The sequence below is a fragment of the Rhodoferax sp. PAMC 29310 genome (assembly GCF_017948265.1).
In the GTDB taxonomy this organism is placed as follows: Bacteria; Pseudomonadota; Gammaproteobacteria; order Burkholderiales; family Burkholderiaceae_C; genus Rhodoferax.
Genome location: NZ_CP072852.1, coordinates 1,187,660 through 1,198,442 on the forward strand (window position 1 = coordinate 1,187,660; position 10,783 = coordinate 1,198,442).

Annotated in this window: 9 protein-coding genes and 1 pseudogene; 6 read left to right on the forward strand and 4 right to left on the reverse strand. The window is 54.0% G+C overall.

Annotation, left to right across the window (positions count from 1 at the left end):
• Positions 1-142: 142 nt before the first annotated feature.
• From J8G15_RS05550 to J8G15_RS05570, 5 genes are read left to right on the forward strand one after another with little or no spacing between them, the layout of a single operon-like run.
• Positions 143-1,351 carry an ABC transporter substrate-binding protein gene (locus tag J8G15_RS05550; RefSeq protein ID WP_210546536.1) on the forward strand — a complete coding sequence of 403 codons (1,209 nt, stop codon included), beginning with the start codon at positions 143-145 and terminating at the stop codon, positions 1,349-1,351.
• Positions 1,351-2,265, forward strand: coding sequence for a branched-chain amino acid ABC transporter permease (locus J8G15_RS05555; protein WP_210546537.1), 915 nt, complete (start codon positions 1,351-1,353; stop codon positions 2,263-2,265). The genes J8G15_RS05550 and J8G15_RS05555 overlap by 1 nt, the downstream gene beginning before the upstream one ends.
• A 5-nt stretch (positions 2,266-2,270) precedes the next feature.
• A complete protein-coding gene (locus J8G15_RS05560) occupies positions 2,271-4,073 on the forward strand; it encodes an ATP-binding cassette domain-containing protein (RefSeq protein ID WP_210546538.1) in 1,803 nt (600 codons plus the stop codon).
• A 5-nt stretch (positions 4,074-4,078) separates the two neighbouring features.
• Positions 4,079-4,789 carry an ABC transporter ATP-binding protein gene (locus tag J8G15_RS05565; RefSeq protein WP_210547480.1) on the forward strand — a complete coding sequence of 237 codons (711 nt, stop codon included), beginning with the start codon at positions 4,079-4,081 and terminating at the stop codon, positions 4,787-4,789.
• 39 nt (positions 4,790-4,828) lie between these two features.
• Positions 4,829-6,106, forward strand: coding sequence for a hydroxymethylglutaryl-CoA reductase, degradative (locus J8G15_RS05570; RefSeq protein WP_210546539.1), 1,278 nt, complete (start codon positions 4,829-4,831; stop codon positions 6,104-6,106).
• Positions 6,107-6,472: 366 nt separating this feature from the next.
• Here the strand turns inward: J8G15_RS05570 and J8G15_RS22025 are convergent, their stop codons facing one another.
• Both J8G15_RS22025 and J8G15_RS05580 read right to left on the reverse strand, forming a co-directional pair.
• Positions 6,473-6,622 carry a hypothetical protein gene (locus J8G15_RS22025; RefSeq protein WP_210546540.1) on the reverse strand — a complete coding sequence of 50 codons (150 nt, stop codon included), beginning with the start codon at positions 6,620-6,622 and terminating at the stop codon, positions 6,473-6,475.
• Between the two features lie 137 nt (positions 6,623-6,759).
• Positions 6,760-7,194: pseudogene (locus tag J8G15_RS05580) on the reverse strand (ADP-ribosylglycohydrolase family protein); the annotation flags it as partial.
• Between the two features lie 465 nt (positions 7,195-7,659).
• Between J8G15_RS05580 and J8G15_RS05585 the strand changes: the two are divergent.
• Entirely contained in the window at positions 7,660-8,889 is a 1,230-nt protein-coding gene (locus tag J8G15_RS05585; RefSeq protein WP_210544748.1) for an IS256 family transposase, read from the forward strand.
• 1 nt (position 8,890) lies between these two features.
• Here the strand turns inward: J8G15_RS05585 and J8G15_RS05590 are convergent, their stop codons facing one another.
• Together J8G15_RS05590 and J8G15_RS05595 are read right to left on the reverse strand one after the other, a co-directional pair.
• Positions 8,891-9,514 carry a site-specific integrase gene (locus J8G15_RS05590; RefSeq protein WP_210546542.1) on the reverse strand — a complete coding sequence of 208 codons (624 nt, stop codon included), beginning with the start codon at positions 9,512-9,514 and terminating at the stop codon, positions 8,891-8,893.
• A 414-nt stretch (positions 9,515-9,928) separates the two neighbouring features.
• Positions 9,929-10,777, reverse strand: coding sequence for a peptidylprolyl isomerase (locus J8G15_RS05595; RefSeq protein ID WP_210546543.1), 849 nt, complete (start codon positions 10,775-10,777; stop codon positions 9,929-9,931).
• Between the last annotated feature and the right edge of the window lie 6 nt (positions 10,778-10,783).

Genomic DNA, 10,783 nt, shown 5'->3' on the forward strand with positions numbered 1-10,783 from the left:
AAATGGGACTCAGTGGCGACTATGACACCACTCGGACAATTTTTACCACTCAATCAAACTGTCCCATTCAACTGTACCTTTCTTTACTGGCACAGTTTGTCTACAGTGTGGCCTCTATCAATCAATATTAGGAGACCTACTCATGGCACACAAGGGACCAACCCATCGGGTTTTGAAGCTACTCGCAACCACTGCCATTTGTGCGATGAGTGTGGGCGCGGCCATTGGACAGGACATCAAATTCGGCTTTAACGCCGATCAATCTGGCACTGCTGCGGCCGAACTGGGTATGGCCGCTCGTTATGGTTTTGAACTGGCCATCGAAGACATCAACAAAACAGGCGGACTACTGGGCAAAAAAGTGGTGCCGGTCGTGCGCGATGACACAGGCGCTCCCCCAAAATCAATTCAAAACATGACTGAGTTGATCGACAACGAGAAAGTGGCCGTGGTCGTTGGGCCGACAAATTCGGGCAATGCTCTAGCTTGGCTGCACATGCCGCAACAAAAAAAGGTCCCCGTCATTGTTCCGGTCGCGACAGCAACCGACATTACCAAGCGCTACCAAGCTGAGCCTCAAAACTATATCTTCCGTGTCTCGATGGTCGATCGTGAACAGGTTTCACTTTTGCTGGCTTACGCAGTGAAGTCTAGTAAAAATAAAAAAATTGCATTCATCGCTGACTCCACCGGTTTTGGCACCCAGGGGGTCAAAGATGCGACAGAAGTGCTGACCTTGCACGGACTCTCACCAGTAGCTGTTGAAAAGTTTGGGCCGAAGGACACAGACATGACTTCACAACTGGCCAAAATTCGCGATGCAGGTGCGGACACGGTCCTGATCTATGGCCTGGCGGACGGCAATGCGCAGACCCTTCGCAGCATGGAGAAGATCAACTACATGCCGACGGCGATTGGAACGTGGGGAAATATGAGTTCCGTTCTGGTGAACACAGCAGGGAAAAAACTTTCCGAACACCTCGTTTTTGCAACCTCGACGGCGGAAGACAGCAATGCGCGTTCAGCTGCACTTGCGGTTCGCGTTCGTGAGCGCTATCCAAGCATGGTGACATTCGTGTCCGCTGCTCAGGCATACGACTCCGTGATGCTCGCAGCGGCTGCGATCAAGACAGCGGGAACAACTGATGGGGCCAAGGTGGCAGCTACCCTGGAGTCCGGCATGCCCGAAGTTCAAGGTGTGATCAAGCTTTACAAAAATCCGTTCTCCAAAACCGACCACGAAGCTCTCGGTGTTGAAGACTTTCACCTTGGAAAGTGGAAAGACGGCAAGGTCACGGCTTTCACTGACTCTGTGACAAAGTCGATTTCCGCAGCTGATCTGAAAAAATAATGGTACTCCTCCAAGCATTGCTCAGTGGCCTTGCGTTGGGGGGGATATACGCCCTCGTAGCGCTCGGTTTCAGTATTACGCACACGACCACAAAGACCTTAAATTTTGGACAGGGTGAGTTTCTTGTGGCCGGGGCGTTTGTCGCGGTGGGCGCATTGCAATTAATTGCGGGAAAACCCTTCACAGCGATTCTTGAACAAGCAGATGTAACCGTGGGGAGCTACCTGGGGGCACTTGTTATCACGGTAACAATCGTCGGACTGCTTGGCGTTCTTCTCTACTACACAGCGATCCGGCCATTCTTTGGCTCGGGCGGCATGGCGTGGGTGATGAGCACCATTGGATTCGGTATTATTTTGCAAAATTCTGCTATGGCCATCTGGGGTAGCAGCTCCATTGCGGTTCCCTCGCCTCTGGGGGATGGGGTCCTGCGAATTGCCGGTGCCGGTGTCCGCCCTCAAGAAATACTGGTCATAGCATCGACCCTCACGGTCATGTTTGGACTGGACTATGTCCTTAGGAAGACAAAAATTGGCAAGGCGGTGCGTGCGGTAGCCGCCAATCAACAGGCTGCTTCACTCATGGGAATCAACGTGACAGCCATCGTGATTCTCTCGTTCGTCATGTCCTCCGGACTGGCAGGGTTGGCTGGCCTCTTGATCGCACCCATTACAACGGCTTCCGTATTTATGGGCCTGACCATCGCCCTAAAAGCATTTTCAGCGGCCATCGTTGGTGGGCTTTCAAGTCCTAGAGGCTGCATTGCGGGCGGAATCCTGCTCGGGTGTATCGAAGCACTTGTCGGACTTTGGCGCGCAGAAATGCGGGAGATCACCTTGTTCCTATTGATTATTCTCGTGCTCATGGTCAAGCCCGAGGGTCTGTTCGGCCGCAAAACCTTCGAAAAGGTGTGAGCGCGATGACCAAGAAACTTATTCTTTCCGTTCTGGCGATTGCCGCTGCGGTCGCCATACCCGCATTGATGACCAACGAGTTTTACCTGAAGATTATTTTCACGGCCGGCATGTACTACATCGCTGCCGCAGGATTGAATGTGCTTGTTGGGTGGAGTGGTCAAAAATCACTGGGGCACGCCGGGCTATTTGCCGCTGGCGCCTATACCGCAGCACTGCTTACGGCGCAGGCGGGTTGGAACCCCTGGTTAGCCCTGTTGGCATCGGCCTTCGTTGCATCGGCTTTTGGTGTCTTGATTGCAATTCCCTCGTTGCGGGTCAAAGGGCCGTCGCTTGCCATGGTCACCATTGGTTTTGGCATCGTTGTCGAAAAAGTCGTCACGGAATGGCAGGAGCCATTTGGCGGTCAGGCAGGGATATACGGTGTATTGCCCCCAACGATTTCCGGGCAGATGCTCAACATTCGCGAGTGGGCATGGCTCATCCTTGCCCTGGCATTTGTCACCCATTTTTTGATTGCCAATTTGTTAAACGGCAAATACGGACGCGCATTTCAGGCCGTTCAAGCTGCCGAAGTGGCTGCTGAAAGTGTTGGCGTCAATGTTTACCGCTTCAAAGTTCTGGCATTTGTGATCAGCGCCGTGACTTGCGGTGTCGCCGGGGCACTGGTTGCTCAGCAAAACCAGTACATCAACTCGGATTTCATCACCTTCAGGCTTTCCATATTTTTGTTGCTGATTGTTCTTTTTGGTGGCCCGTCGATATGGGGGCCGGCATTGGGCGCCATCGCCCTGACTCTGTTGGACGCCTTCCTTGCAAGATGGCCGGAGCTTCAACACTTTACCTATGGGGCTTTGTTGCTGTTCGCCCTGTACGCGATGCCACAAGGGCTTGCAGGAGCGCTGCAATCTTTGCGCAGGAAAATCGCACCCAGCAAATCAAATACGGAGAAACCTGCCCTAGCGCCGACCGAATGGCAATGCAAATATGCATCAGCCAAAAATGCCAATGAAATAATTTTGCATGCTAAGGGGCTTTACAAGTCCTACGGCGGTGTCATTCCCACCAACAACGTTGACATGGTCTTGCGTCCTGGCCATGTTCACTCATTGATTGGTCCAAATGGCGCCGGTAAAACGACGCTGCTCAACATTCTTTCAGGCGTTGTTCGACCGGATCGAGGGAGCGTTGAGATTTTTGGTGAAGATGTCGCCACGATGCGCTCCAGCGACGTGTGCAAGCTGGGAATTGGTCGAACTTTCCAGAACCTTCGATTGTTCCCCCATATGAGTGCCTCAGAAAATGTATTGGTGGGGTTGCACCCCCATCTGCCTTGTGGATTCTGGCGCAGCCTGTTCAACACCCCAGCATGTCAGAAGGAAGAGCGCGACGCGAGGAACGAAGCCGTCTCTCTCTTGGACTTTGTCGGGTTGTTTGACAGAGCCAATGAGCCGGCAGGAAGCCTCCCCTATGGGCTTCAGCGTCGCCTGGAAATTGCCCGAGCGCTGGCGACTCATCCAAAACTGCTTTTACTCGATGAACCAGCGGCAGGTCTTAATCCGCAAGAGACACAAGATCTCGTCGTATTGATTGGAAAAATCTCTGCGAAGGGGATCACAGTGATGCTGATCGAACATCACATGGACCTGGTTATGGCGGTGTCAGATCACGTTGTTGTTCTTGATCACGGCGAGAAAATTGCGGAAGGTACGCCAAAAGAGGTACAGCGCAACCCTGCCGTCATCAAAGCGTACCTAGGGGAAGACGATGAACTCGATGGAGCAGACGCTGATCTGGTAACTGCATGACCACGATGTTGAATATATCCAATTTGATTGTGAACTACGGTGCCATCAACGCGCTGCGCGGGATCAGTCTTACTGTTGAAGCAGGCGAGGTGGTGTCCATCATCGGAGGCAACGGAGCCGGAAAAACGACGCTGATGAAGGCCATCTCGGGTCTGGAGCCCGCTGCAGGTGGCTCCATTGATTGGTGCGGAGAAAACATTACCGGCATGCCTGCACATAAGAGGGTTGGCGCTGGCATTTCTCAATCTCCTGAAGGTCGCCAAGTTTTCGCAGATCAGTCCGTGGAAGACAACCTATTGCTTGGGGCCTTTTTGCGCAATTCGAGAGATCCTCAATTGAAGCAAGACCTTGAAACTCAATACAACATCTTTCCTCGTTTACGCGAGAGAAAGAGCCAGCAAGCAGGTACTTTAAGTGGTGGTGAGCAACAGATGCTGGCCATTTCCAGGGCCCTCATGTCGCGGCCCAAGCTTTTGCTTCTGGACGAGCCTTCACTGGGCTTGGCGCCACTGATTGTGAAAGAGATCTTTGAAGTCATTAAACGCGTTCGAGACGAAGGCATGACCATTCTGCTGGTGGAGCAAATGGCTAATCAAGCACTCAAAGTGTCTGACCGAGCCTATGTGCTTAAAAACGGGCTGATTACATCCAGCGGAACCGCGAAAGAGATTCAAAACGATCCATCAGTACGCGAAGCCTATTTGGGCAAGCACTGACCCCTTCCCAAATTAAGTTATTGACCTGCAGGAAACACCATGACTCAAACACTCAGCTCTAGCCGAATTTCTGGCTTTCATAAGCACTCTGTATCCGAGCGAATTGCGCTGCTTTCCAAGATCATGCAGCTCGACGCAACCGACAGTGATCTTTTGGCCAACTGCGGCAATTTGTCGCAGGAAGTTGGCAATCACATGATCGAAAACTTTGTAGGGACGATGACGATTCCGGTGGGCATCGCAACCAACATGAGGATTGACGGCAAGGATGTGCTCGTACCCATGGCAACGGAGGAATCATCAGTTGTCGCCGCTGTTTGCAATGCCGCTCGCCAAGCCTATGACAACGGTGGTTTCATCACCTCCATGTCCGGCGCAGAAATGATTGCGCAGATTCAGTTGGTAAATGTCACCGATCCGACTCATGCACGGTTGTGCATTCTAGAAAAGAAGGAAGAAATCAGGGCCATCTGCGATGCCTGTGATCCGCTGCTCATCAAGCTCGGTGGCGGTTTTCGAGATTTAGAAGTGCGGGTGATTGAGACCAAGTCTGGACCTATGGTGATCACTCACCTCATCGTGGATACGAGAGATGCGATGGGTGCGAATGCGGTGAACACCATGGCGGAAAAGCTGGCCCCGTCTATCGCCCAATGGACAGGTGGAAAAACCTATCTGCGCATTCTTTCGAATTTGGCGGATCGCCGTCTGGCCCGGGCTCGTTGCATTTGGCGAACAGAGGACATCGGTGGAGAGGCTGTACGCGACGGCATGATCATGGCCTATCACTTTGCGGAATCCGACCCCTATCGTGCTGCCACGCATAACAAAGGCATCATGAACGGCGTAAGCGCCGTCGTCTTGGCCACCGGCAACGACACACGAGCCGTAGAAGCCGGTGCACATGCCTATGCATCCCGCAACGGCCGCTATTCCAGCCTGACTAGTTGGGAGGTCACGCCAGAAGGAGATTTGGCCGGTGTCATTGAAATGCCGATGGCTGTTGGCCTGGTGGGAGGGGCGACCAAGCTTCATCCAATGGCGCGGGCTGCTCTAAAAATTCTCAATATAGCCTCCGCCAGCGAGTTGGCTCAAGTCATTGCAGCGGTCGGATTGGCTCAAAACTTCTCTGCCATGAAAGCGTTGGCGACTACCGGCATACAGAAGGGACACATGACATTGCACTCTCACAACATTGCCATGATGGCAGGCGCTGTGGGTAAAGAAGTGGACCAATTAGCCAAAATTCTGGTTGCAAAGGGGGGGGTACGCATCGACATTGCTGAAAAAGAGCTTGCCCTGCTGCGGGGAGAATGAGAACTCAATTTTGACGACGGTGCGAAACGACAGACTACCGTTCTAAGTACCGTGCCCCAGTCCCCCTGAAGCTGCAATGCCATCTCCTGTTTCCGGGATCCGCGAGCAGAATGTTGGCGCTGATACGGAGCTGACCAGGGGCTGGTAGCTTGAAGTTTGAGTCTTCCGTAAAGGCGGCGACAACAACAACCCATCGCAGGGCCGCCAAGGGGGTACGTTTCATGAACTAGCTCAATCAGATTGAGTTCCCATCGCCCTTCCCCACGCAATTTACAGGGCATGTCGGGTGGGGTGCAATAAAAAACGGCGGTCCCGAACTTGCTTCGGAGCCGCCTTGGCTGGCGGCAATTACACCTCAGATCGATTTTACTTGCCTGCTACGGCGTCTGCTTCACACTTCTTCAGGAATGCGGTCTTGGCGGCGCCAGCCAAAGGCTTCCCGGCCTTGCTGATGGCCTTGTCGGCGCAGCCGGATGGAACGGCCGCGCCACCGCTGTCGGCTTCGCATTTTTTCATGAATGCGTTCTTGGCAGCACCAGCAAGCGGTTTTCCCGCCTTGCTGACGGCTTTTGCCGAACACTCAGATGCGGCAGGCGTTGCGGCGGTAGCGACCTGATAGAACATCGCGCTGATGGCAAGCACGGCGTGTCCAAGTAGCGAATGGGAACAGGTGCTAAACGCATGATGGAGCCGTTTCCGGCGCTTTCCGGATCAGTCGATCCAGCAAGAGCGTTACCAGTGCGCTTGAAGGTCTTCAGCGCCTCGTAGGTGGTGTTTCCAATGTCAAAGCATCTGCCATTGCTCGACATATAGCCATCCTCATGCCAGCGAACATATCGCTTCATCTGGTCAAGCGGATCGAACCCGTTGTCGATCAGGCTCGATGCCAAGCACAACGCTTGGCTTGTATCGTCAGTCCATTGACCAGCAACCAGTCGGAAAATGCCACCACCGACCATATCGGTCATGGGAGTGAACGAACCGCGTGGCTTGAATTCCACGGTGGTTCCAACTGCATCACCGCAAGCTAAACCTAGAAGCGCACCACGGGTACGGTTTGGACGGTCAGTGGGTATGGCTGGAGGCATATATCTCTCCTATTCCTCAACCACTGAACACTGAATTTTCGAACCATTGTCCATGACATAACCTTCAGAACTGATGGTTTATCGGGGGGATTACCGTGGCCAAAAGTGGGGGAATTTGGGTGGTCATCAGGGCCAATTTTCTTTAACGAAAATCCCGAAGCCAGAAGATGACTGGCACAGGCGTGGCGCAGGCAATGCGCACCGCCTGGTGACAGTGTCAGACCGATGCGATTCAGGTGTACGTGTGCAAGCGCCGTGATGCTCTTTGCTGACAATGGTCGAATGGGCGCATCGAGGGTCAGAAAGAGCGCCCTATGGCTGCAGCGAGGCCGCACATTATGCAGGTAACGCAAAATCGCATCTCCAACCGCGGGAAGCAACGGATAGCGCTGTCCAACAGAGGGTGTAAGAAGTTTTGTGTAAACGGTTATTTGGCAGGAAACTGCTGTCTTGCATGGAGCCGAGATGACCGTAGAGATGAAACCCTTACCCGCCGAGCTGATTGACGCCCTGTTGGCCGACTACAAAAAGCCCGAAGACCTGATTGGCCAGAATGGCCTCTTGACGCAGCTCACCAAAGCCTTGGTCGAGCGAGCTTTGCAAGCCGAATTGACCGGCCACCTGGGTCACGGCAAGAACCAGTTGGTTGCCAATGAAGCGGGCAACACCCGCAACGGGTGCAGCAAGAAAACGCTCAAAGGCGATTTTGGCCAGCTACCCATAGAAATCCCCCGTGACCGCGCCGGCACCTTCGAGCCCCAACTGATTGGCAAACACCAGACCCGCTGGAGCGGCTTTGACGACAAGATACTGTCGCTGTATGCCCGAGGCATGACGGTACGCGAGATTCAAGGCCATCTGCAGGAGATGTACGGCGCCGAAGTGTCTCCTACCCTGATTTCATCCGTGACCGACGCCGTCATGGACGAGGTCAAAGCCTGGCAGTCGCGCCCCTTGGAGGCGCTGTACCCCATCGTCTACATGGACTGCATTCACGTCAAGGTGCGCGACAACGGTACTGTGCGGGTCAAGGCCCTGTACTTGGCCATTGGCGTCAACCTGGACGGCCTCAAAGAGGTACTGGGCCTGTGGATGGCCCAAACCGAAGGGGCCAAGTTCTGGCTGCAGGTGGTGACTGAACTGAAGAACCGGGGCGTGGCTGACATCTTTATCGCCTGCGTAGATGGGCTCAAAGGTTTCCCTGACGCCATTGAGGCAGTCTTCCCCAAGGCGACGGTGCAGCTTTGCATTGTTCACATGGTGCGTCACAGCCTGAACTTCGTGGGGTGGAAACAGCGCAAGGAAGTCGCCGCGGATTTGCGGCTGATTTACGCTGCGCCCACTGAATCCGAAGCTGAGCGACAACTCACGGCATTCGAGGTCAAATGGGACGATTCCTTCGCTCCGATTGGGCGCTCCTGGCGGCGCAACTGGACACGCTTGATACCGTTCTTTGAATACCCGCCAGACATCCGAAAAGTGATTTACACGACCAACGCCATTGAGTCCGTGAACATGAGCCTGCGCAAAATAACCAAGACCCGCGGCTCGTTCCCAACTGAGGACGCAGTGTTCAAGCTGTTCTATCTGGCACTGAACAACATCAGCCAGAAATGGACGATGCCGATTCGGGATTGGAAGGCTGCTCTGAACCGCTTTACCATTCAGTTTGACGAGCGCATGCCGCGCGTCTAACTTAACCGCCGTTTACACAAAATTCGGGACACCCTCGTCTAACACGTTGCTTTGGTCGGGTGACATGGATCAGCTCTTCTTGCCAATCCAGATCATCTAATTGCAGTGCTGCAACCTCACCTCGACGCACTCCGTAGAGAGCAAATAACGTCAGAATGGCATGATCACGGATATCGGCAGGGCTATCACCGCTGGTACTAACAAGCAGGCGCTGCACGTCCTCCCATCCAGGTCCTTGCGGTATCCCTGCGCGCATGTATATCCTGGGAGACTGGATGACAGCGGTGATGCCGCAAGAACACCAGCCTCGCGCTTCGGCGAACTCAAAGAAGCTGCGCAGGGAACTGGCCAAGGCGGCCATTGATGTCCGCTTCCACCCGCCCTTGCCTTTTGACTCGATAAAGGCATCGATATCAAATACCGTAATCGCACGCAAGGTATCACGGGTTGGCGACAGGCTTGAAAAAAACCAACTCAGACGTTCGCAGCGAGTTGCAATTGTTACCGGCGACAAGCCTTGTTCTTCCCGCATGTAACGGGCAAAAGCATCGACCTGCTCGACAAAGATGTTCGGGGCCGCCGGGGTATCTTGCAGCTTACCAAGCCAACTGACCCATTGCGTCACTAAATGGATCGATAGCTCACGCGTAGACGCTGACTGCGTGAAATTCTAGGCTTGATGCTTGAATTGCTTGCGACCATCAACTGCCAGTTCGATATCCTGGAGCCAAACGTAATCTCAACGTCCAGCAGCCATGGAAGGGCTCTGACGTGCCCTTCTGATTCAATCAGTCGGCGCTCGAAAGCAAAACGGCGTTAGTAGCAATACCGACGCCATTTTGTTTGAAATCCTTGCCTTAACGACCTTCACGAAACGTGATCATTTGTCCATCGATTTAGTTGATCACACTCACCCAACAAGCTCAATCCCTTCGCACTTTGCCGCAAGCTTCTCATCAACGCCTCTCGCACTGCCTATACTCAGCTTCAGTTGTTCAGGGCCACTGCGTAACATCAGTCATTAAGATCAACTCGCGTTTCACCCGCCAATTTCAAGCTTTGCGCTGTCGCGCAAAGCTTTGAGCCGAAGCTGCAAAATGCGCCGCGCAATGGCCTGTCGAAGTTGTGGCTCAACCTGGTCCATCGCCGGTGCGACAAACGGACGGCGCTCTTCCAGCTTGATAATTTGCCAACCGGCGTCAGTCTTGACCGGCGCGCGCGCCAACTGACCGGCCTTCAGATCATGAACTACCGTGGCAATGGCGGGCTCCAGCCGACCTTCAGGCAACCAGCTACTCAGACCACCCTGCTCCCTGGTGCCCGCATCACCAGAATACTGTTTGGCGAGCGCATCGAAGTCGGCACCCGCCTTGAGCTTCACCTGAACCTGCTGCGCCAGCTTTTCATCTGACAACAGCATGTGACGCAGGCGCACCTGCTCAAGTCCGAGCGCCTGGACCTGTTGTTCATACTCCTGCTTCAGGTCGGCATCCGAAATCTTTATCTTCTGCAGCACCTGCTGCTGCCAGGCTTGCACTAGAACACTTTGCCGAGCCAAATCGATTTGCGTCACAACCGACGCCTGCTTGTCGAGGCCAGCCTTGATGGCGCCCTCGGCCATCAAGGCTTGGTCAATCAAGGCCTCTCGCAACACCGCCTGCAACTGCGGTGTATCCGATGCGCCACGCGCCAATTCCTGCTGCAGCAGAAATTCACCGCGTTGCGGCGGCAGTACCACACCATTGACCGTCACGGCGAACGGCGTGCTCCCTGCTGCGGCGGTTGCAGGCACACCCGACGCAGCGCCGGCATTGCCTATTAACAGTCCTGTCAGAGCCAAAGCCATGACCGGACTGACGACACGAGATTTGAAAGAAGAATCAAGCATGGTTAT

Coding starts and splice junctions, on each gene's coding strand:
- J8G15_RS05560 (WP_210546538.1), top strand. CDS start 2,271: ATGACCAAGAAACTTATTCTTTCCGTTCTGGCGATTGCCGCTGCGGTC.
- J8G15_RS05555 (WP_210546537.1), top strand. CDS start 1,351: ATGGTACTCCTCCAAGCATTGCTCAGTGGCCTTGCGTTGGGGGGGATA.
- J8G15_RS05585 (WP_210544748.1), top strand. CDS start 7,660: ATGACCGTAGAGATGAAACCCTTACCCGCCGAGCTGATTGACGCCCTG.
- J8G15_RS22025 (WP_210546540.1), bottom strand. CDS start 6,622: ATGAAAAAATGCGAAGCCGACAGCGGTGGCGCGGCCGTTCCATCCGGC.
- J8G15_RS05570 (WP_210546539.1), top strand. CDS start 4,829: ATGACTCAAACACTCAGCTCTAGCCGAATTTCTGGCTTTCATAAGCAC.
- J8G15_RS05565 (WP_210547480.1), top strand. CDS start 4,079: ATGTTGAATATATCCAATTTGATTGTGAACTACGGTGCCATCAACGCG.
- J8G15_RS05595 (WP_210546543.1), bottom strand. CDS start 10,777: ATGCTTGATTCTTCTTTCAAATCTCGTGTCGTCAGTCCGGTCATGGCT.
- J8G15_RS05550 (WP_210546536.1), top strand. CDS start 143: ATGGCACACAAGGGACCAACCCATCGGGTTTTGAAGCTACTCGCAACC.